Source organism: Pseudomonas sp. MAFF 730105 (genome assembly GCF_055380705.1).
On sequence record NZ_AP018438.1, the window covers coordinates 4,150,824 to 4,166,245 of the forward strand.

Consider the following 15,422-nt stretch of genomic DNA (forward strand, 5'->3'; position numbering starts at 1 on the left):
TTCTAAGATGCGCCTTTGTTTTCCGCTTGGCGAATTCCGCGATGATACAGATCAGTGCCCTGCCCGCCTTCACCGATAACTACATCTGGTTGTTACAGGATCACTCCAGCCGCCGCTGCGCCGTGGTCGATCCCGGTGACGCCGCGCCGGTCCAGGCCTGGCTCGATGCCCATCCGGACTGGATCCTGAGCGACATCTTGATCACTCACCATCACCATGATCATGTCGGCGGCGTCCAGGCGCTGAAAAATGCGACGAACGCCACCGTGCACGGCCCCGCCAGCGAGAACATCCCGGCGCGGGACGTGGCCCTCAAGGACAACGACCAGATCGAAGTGCTCGGCCTGGACTTCGCTGTCTACGCCGTGCCCGGCCATACATTGGGGCATATCGCCTATTACCACCATGGCTTGTTGTTCTGCGGCGACACCCTGTTCGCCGCCGGTTGCGGACGGCTCTTCGAAGGCACGCCGGAACAGATGCACCACTCCCTCGGCCGCCTCGCCGCCCTGCCGGACGATACGCTGGTCTACTGCACCCATGAGTACACCCTCAGCAACCTGAAGTTCGCCGCGGCGGTGGAGCCGGGCAACCCGGACATCGCCGCCCGCCTGGAAAAAGTCGGCCGGCAACGCAGCGAGGGCATCATGACCCTGCCCTCGACCCTGGCCCTGGAAAAACTCACCAATCCGTTCCTGCGCACCGCTGAAACATCCGTTAAACAAAAAGCAGACGAACGGAACGGCCAGCGAAACGGGACGCCGAGTGAGGTTTTTGCGGCCTTGAGGGCTTGGAAAGATAAGTTCTAAGGCCCCCATCGACTGATACAAAAATTCTGAATGGTTGACCTGTTGGGGTGCGCTTTCTAGAATCGGCCGACATTTTTGCCCGGAACTTACTTCCAGCCAATGTCGTCATCCATACGTAGGTCCGTCCCGTCAGCTACATTGACCCGCCTGGCTCAAGCCATCGCGGTGGCTGTGTCCGCCATCCTGGCGGGCTGCCAGAGCACGGGCCAGATGCCCCAGAACGACACAGCCAAGCCGAAGAACATGGCGGCCCGCGCCAAGCAGAAGCCGGTCTGGCTCAGCGAGAAGCCCAGCCCCCAGGTTCCCCAGGACATATGGGAACGCATGCGCCAGGGCTTCCAGTTGCAGGAGACCGCTGGGGTCAACCCGCGTATCGAGCAACAGCGCCTTTGGTTCGCCAGCAACCCGTCGTTCCTCGAAGGTGCCGGTGAACGCGGCAGCCTGTACATGCACTACATCGTCGAGCGCCTCGAAGAACGCAACATGCCGCTGGAGCTGGCGCTGCTGCCGGTGATCGAAAGCGCCTACAACCCCATGGCCTATTCCCGGGCCAATGCCGTGGGCCTGTGGCAGTTCATCCCGTCCACGGGGCGTTACTTCAACCTGCGCCAGACCCGCTTCTATGATGGCCGCCGCGACATCACCGCCTCCACCACGGCGGCCATGGATTACCTGACGCGCCTGCACGACATGTTCAACGGTGACTGGCTGCTGGCGCTGGCCGCCTACAACGCCGGCGAAGGCACGGTCAGCCGCGCCATCGAACGCAACGAAAAACTCGGCCTGCCCACCGACTACTGGAACCTGCCGCTGCCCGCCGAGACCCAGGCCTATGTGCCCAAGTTGCTGGCGCTGTCCCAGGTGGTGCTCGCCCCCGATGCCTATGGCGTGAACCTCAACCCGATCGCCAACGAGCCCTATTTCCAGGTCGTCGAGATCAACCAGCGCATGGACCTGTCCAAGGTCGCGGCGGTGGCCAACATCGACGAAGACGAGCTGTTCCAGCTCAACCCGGCCTTCAAGCAGCGCACCACCATCGATGGCCCGCAGCACCTGCTGGTGCCCACCTCCAAGGCCCAGTTGCTGACCGCCAGCCTGTCGACCATGCGCCCGGAAGAACTGATCAGCCAGCGCTCGCTCAAACCGGTTTTCGAAACCGCCGATGACAGCGAAGTGGAGGGAGTCAGGCGCAGCTACCGGGTCAAGCGCGGTGACAACCTGGCCCAGATCGCCAAGGCCAACAACGTCCAGACCAAGGACCTGCAACGCTGGAACAAGCTCAGCGGCAACAAGCTCAAGGTTGGCCAGACCCTGGTGATGCAGGATGCCAAGGCAACCAAGGCCACCGGCAAGCGCGTCAACACCGTGGTAGCCGCCAACAGCAAGGACCAGAAGAAGCAGCAGACCCAGTACAAGGTCCAGCAGGGCGACTCGCTGTACGTGGTAGCCAAGCGCTTCAATGTCGAAATGCAACACCTCAAGCGCTGGAACCCACGCATGGGCAAGGCCCTCAAGCCTGGGCAGATGCTGACGGTCTATTCCCCGCACTGACCTGTGGGAACCCCACAGACCTGTGAAGCAAAGCCCTGTGGGAGCAAAGCTTGCTCGCGATAGCAGTGCACCAGCCGACACAGTTGTCGACTGCCCCGCTATCGCGAGCAAGCTTCGCTCCCACAGGTTTGCCGCTTAACTGACCGGCATTCACCCCAGGCCGCCTTTTTCCTGCCGATACAAGCTGTTACTGTACAGGCCATAAAAGCCATAGCCGCCTGGATCGGATACCAGACTTGATACGTCCCCTCCTCCTGCTCCTGATCAGCCTGGCCCTGAGCTTCCCCGCCAGCGCAACCATCAGCGAAAGCCATGGCTACGCACAATTCGGCACGCTCAAGTACCCGGCCAGATTCACCCACTTCGACTGGGTCAATCCACAAGCGCCCAAGGGCGGTACCTTGCGGGTCATGGCGTTCGGCACCTTCGATACGCTCAACCCCTACACCTTCAAGGGCAGCAGTCCGGTCTCCACGCCCAATTTCCTGCAATACGGCATCAACGAGCTGAACGAGCCGCTGATGGTCGGCACGGGCCAGTACGCGCCCTCCGGCGATGAGCCCACGTCGAGCTATGGGCTGATCGCCCAGAGTGTGGAATACAACGAAAACCGTAGCTGGGTGGTCTTCAACCTGCGGCCCGAGGCGCGGTTTCACGATGGCGTGCCGATCACCGCCTATGATGTGGCGTTCTCCTACCGGACGCTGCTCAAGGAGGGCCACCCGCAATACCGCACCAGCCTGCAGGAAGTGCTGCGGGTCGATATCCTAAATCCGCTGAAAATCCGTTTTGTCTTCAAGCGCGCAGGCAATCCCTTGTTGATCCTGCGCCTGGGCGAGCTACCGGTGCTACCCCAGCATTACTGGGAGAACCGCGACTTCAAGGCCACCACGTTCGAGCCGCCCCTGGGCAGCGGCCCCTACCGCATCACCAAGGTGCAGCCTGGGCGCCAACTGGTGTTCGAGCGGGTCAAGGATTACTGGGGCAATGACCTGCCGGTCAATCGAGGCAAGTACAACTTCGACCGGATGGAGGTGGAGTTCTACCGCGATAGCGACGTGGCCTTCGAAGCCTTCAAGGCGGGCGAGTTCGACATCTACATCGAGCACCAGGCCAAGAACTGGGCCAACGGCTACGACTTTCCGGCGGTCAACCGCGGCGATGTGATCAAGGCGCAGATTCCCCACCAGATCCCGACCCAGACCCAGGGTCTGTTCATGAACACCCGACGCAGCACGTTTGCCGAGGTCAAGGTGCGTGAAGCCCTGGGGTTGATGTTCGACTTCGAATGGACCAACCGCACGCTGTTCAGCAACGCCTACAAGCGCACCCTCAGTTACTACCCCAACAGCGAATTCTCCGCCAGCGGCCTGCCGGTGGGGCACGAATGGCTGTTGCTCAAGCCGTACCGTGAACAATTGCCGCCGCGGCTGTTCACCGAGCCCTTCAGCCTGCCCCATACCGACGGCCGCGGCATTCCCCGGGAAACTCTGCGCAGGGCCCTCGGCTTGCTGAAGGAGGCCGGATGGACCCTCAACGGCCAGCGCCTGTTGAACGCCGACAGCAAGCCCCTGAGTTTCGAGATCCTGCTGGTGAACCCGAACCTGGAGCGCATCCTGCAGCCCTACATCGAGAACCTCACCAGCATCGGCATCCAGGCCCGCCTGCGCACGGTGGATCGTGCCCAGTACAAACAGCGCCTGGACCAATTCGACTTCGACATGGTCCTGCTGACCCTGAACCAGACGCTCAGCCCGGGTCTGGAGCAGTGGCAGTACTTCCACTCCAGCCAGGTCGGGGTCAAGGGCAGCAAGAACTACGCAGGGATCGCCAACCCCGTGGTCGACCACCTGCTGGAAAAGCTGCTCGCCGCCCAGACCCGCGACGAACAGGTCGCCGCCGGCAAAGCCCTCGACCGTGTGCTGTTGTGGCAACACTACTGCATTCCCAACTGGTATCTGAATTATCATCGCCTGGCCTACCGTAACCGGTTCGCCTTTGTCACCACGCCGCCCTACACCCTGGGCCTGAGCGCGTGGTGGCTGAAATCTTCGGAGAAAGATCAATGAAGCCTTTACGCGCCCTGCTCCTGCAGGCCGGCGGCCTGCTTTTCGCCGGGCTGGCCTGTGCCGCGCCGCAGCACGCCGTGACCTTGTACAACGAGCCGCCGAAATACCCGGCCGACTTCAAGCATTTCGACTATGTGAACCCGGACGCGCCCAAAGGCGGGATATTCCGCCAGGGTGGCTTTGGCGGGTTCGACAGCCTCAACCCGTTCATCAGCAAAGGCGTGCCGGCGGATGACATCGGCCTGATCTACGACACCCTGGCCAAGCAAGGCCTCGACGAACCCTTCACCGAGTACGGCCTGATCGCCGAAAAGATCGAGAAAGCCCCGGACAATGCCTGGGTGCGCTTCTACCTGCGCCCCGAAGCCCATTTCAACGACGGCCATCCGGTACGCGCCGAGGACGTGGTCTTCAGCTTCCAGACCCTGACCAAGGACGGCGCGCCGATGTTCCGCGGCTATTACAACGACGTCGCCGAAGTCATCGCCGAAGACCCGCTCAAGGTGCTGTTCAAGTTCAAGCACACGAATAACCGTGAACTGCCGCTGATCCTCGGCCAACTGCCGGTTTTGCCCAAGCATTGGTGGGCGGATCGCGACTTCAACAAGGGCAACCTAGAGATCCCCCTGGGCAGCGGTCCCTACCGGGTCACCGAGGTGAAAGCCGGGCGCTCGGTCCGCTATGAACGGGTCAAGGACTATTGGGGCAAGGACCTGCCGGTCAATCGCGGCTTCTACAATTTCGATGTGCTGACCACCGACTACTACCGCGACAACACCGTCGCGGTCGAGGCCCTGAAAGCCGGGCAGTTCGATTTCTGGCTGGAAATGACCGCCAAGAACTGGGCCAACGCCTACAACATTCCGGCCGTCACCGAAGGGCGGCTGATCAAGGAGCAGATTCCCAACGGCAACCCCACCGGCATGCAGGGTTTTGTCTACAACCTCCGCCGCCCGGTGTTCCAGGACGTGCGGGTGCGCAAGGCCCTGAGCCTGCTGCTGGACTTCGAATGGACCAATAAACAGCTATTCAACGGTGCCTATGCCCGCACCCGCAGCTATTTCGAGAACTCGGAAATGGCTGCCACCGGCCTGCCCGGCGAGGACGAACTGAAGATCCTCGAACCCCTGCGCGGCAAGATTCCCGAACAGGTCTTCACCGAAGCGTTCCAGCCCTCGATATGCGATGGCAGCGGCATGATCCGCGACCACCAGCGCCAGGCCTATCAATTGTTGCAAGAAGCCGGCTGGCGCATCGTCGACGACAAGATGGTCGATGCCCAGGGCAAACCGGTGGTGCTGGAGTTCCTGCTGGCCCAGACGGAGTTCGAACGGATACTGTTGCCGTTCAAGCGCAACCTGAGCGACCTGGGCATCGAGCTGGTGATCCGCCGAGTCGATGTGTCCCAGTACATCAACCGCGTGCGCTCCCGGGATTTCGACCTGGTGGTGGGCAGCTTCCCGCAGTCCAGCTCGCCGGGTAACGAACAGCGCGAGTTCTGGATGTCGGCCGCTGCCGACAAGCCCGGCAGCCGCAACACCATGGGCTTGAAGGATCCGGCCGTCGACCAGTTGGTGGAGCAACTGATCAACGCCGATTCGCGCAAGAGCCTGGTCGCCCACGCCCGGGCCCTGGATCGCGTGCTGCAATGGGGTTACTACGTGATTCCCAACTGGCACATCAAAACCTGGCGCGTAGCCTACTGGAATCACATCGGCCACCCGAAAGTCACGCCGACCTATGACATCGGCACGACCACCTGGTGGGTCAAGCCGGACACCAAGCCTGCCGATGAAGTAAAGCAAGTGATCGAACAACAGAACAACGCTGCCCCGGCGAGCGTGGAGTAACCCGATGCTGGCTTATATTTTCAGGCGGCTGCTGCTGATTATCCCAACGCTGTTCGGCATTCTGCTGATCAACTTCGTCATCATCCAGGCCGCGCCCGGCGGGCCGGTGGAGCAGATGATCGCCAAGCTCGAAGGCTTCGAAGGCGCCACCAGTCGCATCGCCGGTGGCGGCGCGGAAGTGTCGGTGGCCGGTTCTTCCTATCGCGGCGCCCAGGGCCTGGACCCGGCGCTGGTCAAGGAAATCGAGCGCATGTACGGCTTCGACAAGTCGGCGCCCGAACGCCTGTGGATCATGATCAAGAACTACGCCCACCTGGATTTCGGCGACAGTTTCTTCCGCGACGCCAAGGTCATCGACCTGATCAAGGAAAAGATGCCGGTGTCCATCTCCCTCGGGTTGTGGAGCACGTTGATCATGTACCTGGTGTCCATCCCCCTGGGGATCGCCAAGGCCACGCGCCATGGCAGCCATTTTGACGTGTGGACCAGCTCGGCGATCATCATCGGCTATGCGATTCCGTCATTTCTGTTTGCCATCCTGCTGATCGTGGTGTTCGCTGGCGGCAGCTATTTCGACTGGTTCCCGTTGCGCGGGCTGACCTCGAACAATTTCGATCAATTGAGCTGGGGGGGCAAGATCCTCGACTATTTCTGGCACCTGGCCCTGCCGGTGACCGCCCTGGTGATCGGCAACTTCGCCACCATGACCCTGCTGACCAAGAACAGCTTCCTCGATGAGATCAACAAGCAGTACGTGGTCACCGCCAAGGCCAAGGGCCTGACCCGCAACCGGGTGCTCTACGGCCATGTGTTCCGCAACGCCATGCTGCTGGTGATCGCCGGCTTCCCTTCGGCGTTCATCGGTATCTTCTTTACCGGTTCCTTGCTGGTGGAGGTGATTTTCTCCCTCGACGGCCTGGGACTGATGAGTTTCGAAGCGGCCATCAACCGCGACTACCCGGTGGTCTTCGGCACCTTGTTCATCTTCACCCTGCTGGGGCTGGTGGTGAAGCTGATCGGCGACCTGACCTACACCTTTGTCGATCCGCGCATCGACTTCGAAAGCCGGGAGCATTGAGATGAACCTTTCCCCTCTCAATCGCCGTCGTTTCGAGCTGTTCAAGGCGAACAAGCGTGGCTGGTGGTCGCTGTGGCTGTTCATGATCCTGTTCGTGCTCAGCCTGGGCGCCGAACTGATCGCCAACGACAAGCCCCTGGCGGTGCATTACGACGGCGGCTGGTACTTCCCGGCCCTCAAGCGCTACCCGGAAACCACCTTCGGCGGCGAATTCCCGCTGGAAGCCAATTACAAGAGCCCGTACATCCGCGAATTGCTGGCGGCCAAGGATGCCTGGGTGCTATGGGCACCGATTCCGTTCAGCTACCAGAGCATCAACTACGACCTGAAGGTCCCCGCCCCCGCCCCGCCCTCCGCGGTGAACTGGCTGGGCACCGACGACCAGGGCCGTGATGTGCTGGCCCGGGTCATCTATGGTTTCCGCATTTCGGTGCTGTTCGCCCTGACCCTGACACTGCTCAGCTCGATCGTCGGCGTCATCGCTGGCGCCTTACAGGGGTTCTATGGCGGTTGGGTCGACCTAGCCGGCCAGCGGTTCCTGGAGATCTGGTCCGGTCTGCCGGTGCTTTACCTGCTGATCATCCTGGCCAGTTTCGTCCAGCCCAATTTCTGGTGGCTGCTGGGGATCATGTTGCTGTTCTCCTGGATGAGCCTGGTGGACGTGGTGCGCGCCGAGTTCCTGCGCGGGCGCAACCTCGAATACGTGCGCGCCGCCCGGGCCCTTGGCATGCAGAACGGCGCGATCATGTTCCGGCATATCCTGCCCAATGCCATGGTCTCGACCATGACCTTCATGCCGTTCATCCTGACCGGCGCCATCGGCACCCTCACCGCCCTGGACTTCCTCGGTTTCGGCCTGCCGGCCGGCGCGCCGTCCCTGGGCGAGCTGGTGGCCCAAGGCAAATCCAACCTCCAGGCGCCCTGGCTGGGCATCAGCGCGTTCGCCGTACTCGCGATCATGTTGAGCCTGCTGGTGTTCATCGGCGAGTCCGCTCGCGATGCCTTCGATCCGAGGAAGTGAAATGAACCAGGACAATCTGATCGAAGTCCGCGACCTGGCGGTGGAATTCGTTGTCGGGCAACACCGCCAGCGCGTGGTCGAAGGCGTCAGTTTCGACATCAAGCGCGGCGAAACCCTGGCCCTGGTGGGGGAAAGCGGCTCGGGCAAGTCGGTGACCGCCCACTCGATCCTGCGGTTGCTGCCCTACCCGCTGGCCCACCATCCCACCGGCGCCATCCAGTACGCCGGGCAGAACATGCTGGGTTTGAAGGAAAAAATCATCCGCCACATCCGCGGCAACCGGATCGCGATGATCTTCCAGGAGCCGATGACGTCCCTCAATCCGCTGCACTCCATCGGCAAGCAGATCAATGAAGTGCTCGGCATCCACAAGGGCCTGACCGGCAAGGTCGCGACCCGTCGAACCCTGGAATTGCTGGAACTGGTGGGCATCCCCGAGCCGCACAAGCGCCTCAAGGCCCTGCCCCACGAACTGTCCGGCGGCCAGCGCCAACGGGTCATGATCGCCATGGCCCTGGCCAACGAGCCGGAACTGCTGATCGCCGACGAGCCGACCACCGCCCTGGACGTCACCGTCCAGCTGAAAATCCTCGATCTGCTCAAGGATCTGCAGGCACGATTGGGCATGTCGCTGCTGCTGATCAGCCACGATTTGAACCTGGTCAGAAGAATTGCGCACCGCGTATGTGTCATGCAGCGCGGTTGCATCGTCGAACAGGCATCGTGCGCAGAATTGTTCCGCGCGCCGCAGCATCCGTACACTCGGGAACTGCTGGCCGCCGAGCCCAGCGGCAACCCGGCGAGCAACGTGATGGGCCCGCCGTTGTTGCAGGTCGAGGACCTGAAAGTCTGGTTCCCGATCAAGAAAGGCCTGTTCAAGCGCACGGTGGACTACATCAAGGCCGTGGACGGCATTCGCTTCAGCCTGCCCCAGGGCCAGACCCTGGGCATCGTTGGCGAGAGCGGTTCCGGCAAGTCCACTCTGGGGCTGGCGATCCTGAGGTTGATCGGCAGCCAGGGCGGGATCCGCTTTGAAGGCAAGCAGCTGGACAGCTTGACGCAGCAGCAGGTGCGACCGCTGCGCCGGGAGATGCAAGTGGTGTTTCAGGACCCGTTTGGTAGCCTGAGCCCGCGGATGTCTGTGGGACAGATCGTCGGTGAAGGCCTGCGGATCCACAAGATCGGCACCGAAGCCGAACAGGAACAAGCGATAATCGCGGCATTGAAGGAGGTAGGCCTGGACCCGGAAACCCGGAACCGCTACCCCCATGAATTTTCCGGAGGGCAACGGCAGCGTATCGCCATTGCCCGGGCCCTGGTGCTCAAGCCGGCGTTGATTCTGCTGGATGAACCGACGTCGGCCCTGGACCGTACCGTGCAACGCCAGGTGGTGGAGCTGTTGCGGTCGCTGCAAACCAAGTACAACCTGACGTACCTGTTTATCAGCCATGATCTGGCTGTCGTCAAAGCGCTGAGCCACCAATTGATGGTGGTCAAGCATGGCCAAGTGGTCGAACAAGGTGACGCCCGCAGCATATTCGCTGCGCCGCAACACCCCTATACACAGCAGTTGCTGGAGGCCGCCTTCCTGGCCCCAACAGCTGCCGAATAACCTGAAAGAGGAGCAACACATGGGTTTTCTCGCCGGTAAGCGCGTACTGATCGTCGGTGTCGCCAGCAAGCTGTCCATCGCATCCGGCATCGCCGCCGCCATGCATCGCGAGGGCGCTGAACTTGCCTTCACTTATCAGAACGACAAACTCAAAGGTCGTGTCGAAGAGTTCGCCCAAGGCTGGGGTTCGAGCCCTGAGCTGTGCTTCCCGTGCGACGTGGCCAGCGATGAAGAAATCGCCAAGGTCTTCGAAGAACTGAGCAAGAAGTGGGACGGCCTGGACTGCATCGTGCACTCCGTGGGCTTCGCCCCGGGCGACCAGTTGGACGGCGACTTCACCGAAGCCACCACCCGTGAAGGCTTCCGCATCGCCCACGACATCAGCGCCTACAGCTTCGTCGCCCTGGCCAAGGCCGGCCGCGAAATGATGAAAGGCCGCAATGGCAGCCTGCTGACCCTGTCGTACCTGGGCGCCGAGCGCACCATGCCGAACTACAACGTCATGGGCATGGCCAAGGCCTCCCTGGAAGCCGGCGTGCGCTACCTGGCCGGCTCCCTGGGCCCGGACGGCACTCGCGTCAACTGCGTCTCGGCAGGTCCGATCCGCACCCTCGCCGCTTCCGGCATCAAGAACTTCCGCAAGATGCTGGCCGCCAACGAAGCGCAAACCCCGCTGCGTCGCAACGTCACCATCGAAGAAGTCGGCAACGCCGGCGCCTTCCTGTGCTCCGACCTGGCGTCGGGCATCAGCGGTGAAATCATGTACGTGGACGGCGGCTTCAACACCACCGCCATGGGCAACATCGAAGAGTAATCTTCGCCGCGCCTGAAAAACGCCGCTCGTCCTGGAAGGGACGAGCGGCGTTTTTCATTCCCGATGCCCCTGCCACGACTCTCCAGTGTGGGAGCGGGCTTGCTCGCGAAGACGTCGGCACAGCCAACGTCAATGCCAACTGACCCGCCGCTTTCGCGAGCAAGCCCGCTCCCACCTGGGTCCTGGGTCGGCCGCAAAAATCTCCATCCACCGCCAATCCCCTGTGGGAGCGAGCCTGCTCGCGATGGCGGTTGATGGGCATCAGCACCGCTTGTCCTGTTTCTGCGCATACATGGCGGCATCCGCGTCAGCCAGCAAGCTGTCGATCGATTCGTGGTGTTGTGGCCCGTACTCGACCTGCCCGACGCTGAAGCGGATGTCGTAGCCGCGCTGCTGCATCGCATTGCGCTCATCGAGGACTTCCCGGAGTCGCTCCATGATCGCCGAGATCTCGACATGGGAAGAGCCAGTGAGCAAGGCCACGAACTCATCACCGCCCAGACGACCAATCACGTCGCTTTCGCGAAAGGCGATGCGCAGTACGTCGGCGAAGGTCTTCAGCGCGCGATCACCCTCGGCATGCCCAAAGCGGTCGTTGATGGGTTTGAAATCGTTGAGGTCGAAGTACAGCAGCGTCGCCGGTCGCGACAGGCGCTCACAAACGTCCAGAGCATGTTGGGCCAGTGTCCTGAAGCCACGTCGATTGGACAGCAGGGTCAGTTCGTCCATGCTTGCCATCTGCACGGCGACCATTTCCTGCTCGGCCATCCGCGCCAGGTCGCGCAGCAGCTCGCGCTCTTCGTCATCGAGTTTGCGCGGACGGGTATCGATCAGGCATAGCGTCCCCAGCTTGCTGCCACCCTCCAGTCTCAACGGTTGCCCCGCATAGAAGCGAATGCCGGGGTCACCCGTGACCAACGGATTGTCTCGAAAGCGTTCGTCCTGCTTCGCGTCGCTAACCTCCATGATCTGATCCTGCAAGATCGCATGCCCACAGAAGGAAATCGCCCGCGGCGTTTCACTGATGCTCATGCCACTCTTGGATTTGAACCACTGCCGGTTGGTATCCACCAGGGACACCAGCGCGATGGGCACATCGAACAGGCGTCGAGCGAGGCGGGTCAATCGATCGAAGCGCTCTTCGGGTGCGGTATCGAGCAGTTTCAGCGATTGCAGAGTCTTGAGACGGACGGCTTCGTCATCAGGTTTACCTGGTTCGAGCATCGGTCACTCCGTTGTGGGTACTGGCTCAAGTCTAGCCCAGCTTCAACCGCTGACGAACCGCATGACTGAATCAGACGGGCATTTGCCGACGAGGGCTTATACACTGCGACACAGGTTCAATAAGAGGCGCTGACCGATGAAGCCCATCCCCCAGGATTCCGCCCCCCGTTTCTGGCGCGATGCGGCCTTGCCCTTCATTGAAGCCAGGGCCATCGCGGATGGGCGCAAGGTCTGTTATTCACGGCATTCCCACGACCATTTCTCCATCGGGGCGATCACCGCCGGATGCAGCACCTACGTGCATGAGCAGTCGAATTTCAAAGTCCAAAGCGGCACCGTGGTGCTGATGAATCCAGGGGATGTCCACGCCTGCAACCCGATTGACGATCAGCCATGGTCATACGTGATGCTCTACGTCGACACCCTGTGGCTGAGGGACCTGCAACGGCGAATCGGCTTTGACGAGGAGCTGGATTTCCAGGGCTTTGCCACCACCCACAGCCGCGATGCCGAGCTGTTTGCCGCGTTGCAAGGGTTGTATGGGCAATTGGTGGATGAACGGCTCGCCCCCCCGTCCAAACAAGCCGCCGCCGAGGCGTTCTTCATCGATCTGCAACAGCGCCTCAACCCGGCGGGACGTCCGGACCGGGGCAGCCATCCCGGTTTGATGCGAGCGGCACAGTTCATCCATGACCATTGCGCCGAAGCCTTGAAGCTCGAAGACATCTGCAGCGCCGCGCAACTGTCGCCGTCCTACCTGAGCCGGGCTTTCAAGCGTCACTACGGGATGACGCCCCATGCCTTCCTGGTCAATCGCCGGATCCAGTTCGCCCGCCGGCAATTGCGCGAAGGCAAGCTGATCGCCGACGTCGCCCTGGACAGCGGATTCGCCGACCAGGCGCATTTCCAGCGAGCCTTCAAGCAGCACCTGGCGGCGACGCCAGGGCAGTATCGAGGCTGACACGGGCCATCGGGTGATCCCCTGTGGCGAGGGGATTTATCCCCGTTGGGGTGCGAAGCAGCCCCTGCAACTTGCAACGCAGTGAATCAGGTACGGTTAATTGAACGTTTTAGAGGGGCTGCTTCGCACCCCAGCGGGGATAAATCCCCTCGCCACAAAAAGCTTGCAGGTCAAAACACCCGTGACACCTCAAGGCAGCAACAGGTACATCGCGCTGGCTACCAGCAACCCCGCCATCGTCCGATTGAACCAGCGCATGGTCGCCGGATTGCCCAGCCAGTTGCGCAGGAAACTGCCCGCATACGCCCAGCACCCCACGGAAACGTAGCAGATCACCAGGTAGACGGCTGCGAATTGCCAGACCAGCCTCGCTTCACCATCGGCCACGAAGGCCCCCATTCCCGCGACACAGGCCAACCAGGCCTTGGGGTTGAGCCATTGCATCAGAGCCCCATGGAACATCGAGGGCGCGCGCCCTTCATTCGCACTTCCCAGGTGTCCGTTATCCCGGGCCAGCTTCCAGGCCATGAACAACAGGAACGCCACGCCGCCCAACTGCACCACTCGCGTGAGACCGGGCCAGCGCTGCAGGACTTCATGCAAACCCAGCCCCATCAACACCAGCAGCAGGACAAATCCCAGGGTTGCACCGGCCACATGGCGCAACGTCGCACGAAAGCCGTACCGGGCCCCGGAGCTCAGGGCTACGATATTGACCGGGCCTGGCGTGATGGAGGCGACAAGCGCAAACGCCGCCATGGAGAAAAACAGAGTCATCGCATACCTTCTTCAAGTTGGTGAGGTGGCGCACACAGTAAATCTGCGCAAGCCGCAGGTATTGAACAAAACTGCCCCATTGCAACCACGCGGTACCCGGTGATTTTTTTGTAAACTCTATGCGAATCCGGCCAGTGGAGCCGATACTGTGCGGCTATCTCAGTCAGGCGCGCCCTATGTCCTTTGCGGTATTGCGATTCATTGGCTTCATTCTCGGTATTTTCCTGATCACGCTGGCCGCGAGCATGGTGATTCCGCTCATCACACTGATGATCTATGGGCGAAACGATGACCTCTCGGCGTTCTTATGGTCGAGCCTGATCACCTTCACCTGTGGCATCGTGCTGGTCGCTCGCGGACGGCCCGCACACACGCAGATGCGCCCTCGGGACATGTACCTGTTGACGACCGCCAGCTGGGTCGTCGTCTGCGTGTTCTGCGCACTGCCGTTGGTGTTCATCCAGCACATCAGCTACACCGACGCCTTTTTCGAGACGATGTCAGGCATCACCACCACCGGCTCGACCGTCCTGACCGGGCTGGACAGCGCATCCCCCGGCCTGCTGATCTGGCGCTCGATGCTGCACTGGCTTGGCGGGATCGGCTTTATCGGCATGGCGGTAGCGGTCCTGCCGCTGCTTCGGGTCGGCGGCATGCGACTGTTCCAGACCGAGTCGTCGGACTGGTCGGAAAAAGTCACCCCGCGCTCCCACGTCGCAGCGAACTACATTCTGTGGATCTATATAGGATTGACCGCTCTGGCGACCCTGGCCTTGTGGCTGGCAGGCATGACGCCTTTCGAAGCGATCAATCATGCGATGTCCCTGATCTCCACGGGCGGTTTTTCCACGTCGGACGCATCCCTGGGGCACTGGCCTCAACCGGCGATCCATTGGGTATCAGTCGTCGTCATGATGGCCGGCTCGCTGCCATTTACCTTGTATGTCGCCACCTTGCGCGGCAACAGGCGAGCCTTGTTCAAGGACCAGCAAGTCAGGGGTTTTGTCGGCTTCCTGGTCGTCACCTGGCTCGTGGTAGGAACCTGGCTGAGCCTGAACAGTGACTACACATGGTGGGATGCGGTCCGTATCGTGGCCGTCAACGTGACGTCCGTGGTCACCACCACGGGCGTTGCGCTGGGTGACTACACCCTATGGGGCAGTTTTGCCTTGTTGCTGTTCTTCTACCTGACGTTCGTCGGCGGCTGTTCCGGATCAACCGCCGGCGGCCTGAAGATCTTTCGCTTTCAGGTGGCCCGAGCCTTGCTGATGGGCAGCTTGAAACAACTGATTCATCCCCGGGCAGTGATCCAGAAAAAATACAACAACCATCCCATCGATGAAGAAATCGCCCGCTCGCTGCTGACGTTTTCATTTTTCTTCGCCATCACCATCGGCGCTATCGCCCTGGGGCTGGCACTGATCGGCCTGGACTGGACAACCGCCCTGACCGGCGCGGCCACCGCCGTGTGCAACGTGGGACCGGGGCTGGGGTCGATCATCGGGCCGGCAGGCAACTTCTCGACCTTGCCGGATGCCGCAAAATGGCTGTTGACCGTTGGCATGTTGCTGGGTCGCCTGGAGATTCTGACCGTCCTGGTGTTGTTCACACCGGTGTTCTGGAAGTACTGAGCCCCTCGCCCTGTTGCAAAGTACA

At 61.5% G+C, this 15,422-nt stretch carries 12 protein-coding genes; 10 read left to right on the forward strand and 2 right to left on the reverse strand.

Features of this window, described 5'->3' with window-relative positions:
• Positions 1–41 precede the first annotated feature (41 nt).
• From gloB to fabI, 8 genes are all read left to right on the forward strand, one after another.
• Positions 42–809, forward strand: a complete 768-nt coding sequence (gloB, locus tag PCOSP_RS17615; protein WP_464709172.1) for a hydroxyacylglutathione hydrolase — start codon at positions 42–44, stop codon at positions 807–809.
• A gap of 99 nt (positions 810–908) precedes the next feature.
• A complete protein-coding gene (locus PCOSP_RS17620) occupies positions 909–2,360 on the forward strand; it encodes a transglycosylase SLT domain-containing protein (RefSeq protein WP_175363696.1) in 1,452 nt (483 codons plus the stop codon).
• A gap of 236 nt (positions 2,361–2,596) precedes the next feature.
• On the forward strand, positions 2,597–4,429 hold the full coding sequence (locus PCOSP_RS17625) for an extracellular solute-binding protein (RefSeq protein ID WP_139648411.1): 1,833 nt from the start codon (positions 2,597–2,599) through the stop codon (positions 4,427–4,429).
• A complete protein-coding gene (locus PCOSP_RS17630; protein WP_175363695.1) occupies positions 4,426–6,279 on the forward strand; it encodes an extracellular solute-binding protein in 1,854 nt (617 codons plus the stop codon). The genes PCOSP_RS17625 and PCOSP_RS17630 overlap by 4 nt, the downstream gene beginning before the upstream one ends.
• A gap of 4 nt (positions 6,280–6,283) precedes the next feature.
• Positions 6,284–7,357 (forward strand): microcin C ABC transporter permease YejB, encoded by a 1,074-nt coding sequence (locus PCOSP_RS17635; protein WP_047700952.1) that lies wholly within the window; start codon positions 6,284–6,286, stop codon positions 7,355–7,357.
• Between the two features lies 1 nt (position 7,358).
• Complete coding sequence (locus PCOSP_RS17640; RefSeq protein WP_139648408.1) at positions 7,359–8,378, forward strand: ABC transporter permease; 1,020 nt, start codon at positions 7,359–7,361, stop codon at positions 8,376–8,378.
• Between the two features lies 1 nt (position 8,379).
• On the forward strand, positions 8,380–9,990 hold the full coding sequence (locus PCOSP_RS17645) for an ABC transporter ATP-binding protein (RefSeq protein ID WP_464709174.1): 1,611 nt from the start codon (positions 8,380–8,382) through the stop codon (positions 9,988–9,990).
• Positions 9,991–10,009: 19 nt separating this feature from the next.
• Positions 10,010–10,804, forward strand: coding sequence for an enoyl-ACP reductase FabI (gene fabI, locus PCOSP_RS17650; RefSeq protein WP_003202751.1), 795 nt, complete (start codon positions 10,010–10,012; stop codon positions 10,802–10,804).
• Between the two features lie 261 nt (positions 10,805–11,065).
• Here the strand turns inward: fabI and PCOSP_RS17655 are convergent, their stop codons facing one another.
• Positions 11,066–12,028 (reverse strand): GGDEF domain-containing protein, encoded by a 963-nt coding sequence (locus PCOSP_RS17655; protein WP_464709175.1) that lies wholly within the window; start codon positions 12,026–12,028, stop codon positions 11,066–11,068.
• Positions 12,029–12,164: 136 nt separating this feature from the next.
• Here PCOSP_RS17655 and PCOSP_RS17660 point away from each other — a divergent pair, with 136 nt between their 5' ends.
• Positions 12,165–12,989, forward strand: coding sequence for a helix-turn-helix transcriptional regulator (locus PCOSP_RS17660; RefSeq protein WP_464709176.1), 825 nt, complete (start codon positions 12,165–12,167; stop codon positions 12,987–12,989).
• Between the two features lie 189 nt (positions 12,990–13,178).
• On the opposite strand, the gene PCOSP_RS17665 is transcribed toward PCOSP_RS17660, so the two are convergent.
• Positions 13,179–13,766 (reverse strand): LysE family translocator, encoded by a 588-nt coding sequence (locus tag PCOSP_RS17665; protein WP_139648400.1) that lies wholly within the window; start codon positions 13,764–13,766, stop codon positions 13,179–13,181.
• A 176-nt stretch (positions 13,767–13,942) separates the two neighbouring features.
• On the opposite strand from PCOSP_RS17665, the gene PCOSP_RS17670 reads away from it, so the two are divergent.
• Positions 13,943–15,397 (forward strand): TrkH family potassium uptake protein, encoded by a 1,455-nt coding sequence (locus PCOSP_RS17670; RefSeq protein ID WP_175363689.1) that lies wholly within the window; start codon positions 13,943–13,945, stop codon positions 15,395–15,397.
• Positions 15,398–15,422: the final 25 nt, after the last annotated feature.

Bases quoted from the DNA above. Each gene is read 5' to 3' on its own strand.
- gloB (WP_464709172.1), top strand. From the start codon at position 42: ATGATACAGATCAGTGCCCTGCCCGCCTTCACCGATAACTACATCTGG.
- PCOSP_RS17620 (WP_175363696.1), top strand. From the start codon at position 909: ATGTCGTCATCCATACGTAGGTCCGTCCCGTCAGCTACATTGACCCGC.
- PCOSP_RS17630 (WP_175363695.1), top strand. From the start codon at position 4,426: ATGAAGCCTTTACGCGCCCTGCTCCTGCAGGCCGGCGGCCTGCTTTTC.
- PCOSP_RS17635 (WP_047700952.1), top strand. From the start codon at position 6,284: ATGCTGGCTTATATTTTCAGGCGGCTGCTGCTGATTATCCCAACGCTG.
- PCOSP_RS17640 (WP_139648408.1), top strand. From the start codon at position 7,359: ATGAACCTTTCCCCTCTCAATCGCCGTCGTTTCGAGCTGTTCAAGGCG.
- PCOSP_RS17645 (WP_464709174.1), top strand. From the start codon at position 8,380: ATGAACCAGGACAATCTGATCGAAGTCCGCGACCTGGCGGTGGAATTC.
- fabI (WP_003202751.1), top strand. From the start codon at position 10,010: ATGGGTTTTCTCGCCGGTAAGCGCGTACTGATCGTCGGTGTCGCCAGC.
- PCOSP_RS17655 (WP_464709175.1), bottom strand. From the start codon at position 12,028: ATGCTCGAACCAGGTAAACCTGATGACGAAGCCGTCCGTCTCAAGACT.
- PCOSP_RS17660 (WP_464709176.1), top strand. From the start codon at position 12,165: ATGAAGCCCATCCCCCAGGATTCCGCCCCCCGTTTCTGGCGCGATGCG.
- PCOSP_RS17665 (WP_139648400.1), bottom strand. From the start codon at position 13,766: ATGACTCTGTTTTTCTCCATGGCGGCGTTTGCGCTTGTCGCCTCCATC.
- PCOSP_RS17670 (WP_175363689.1), top strand. From the start codon at position 13,943: ATGTCCTTTGCGGTATTGCGATTCATTGGCTTCATTCTCGGTATTTTC.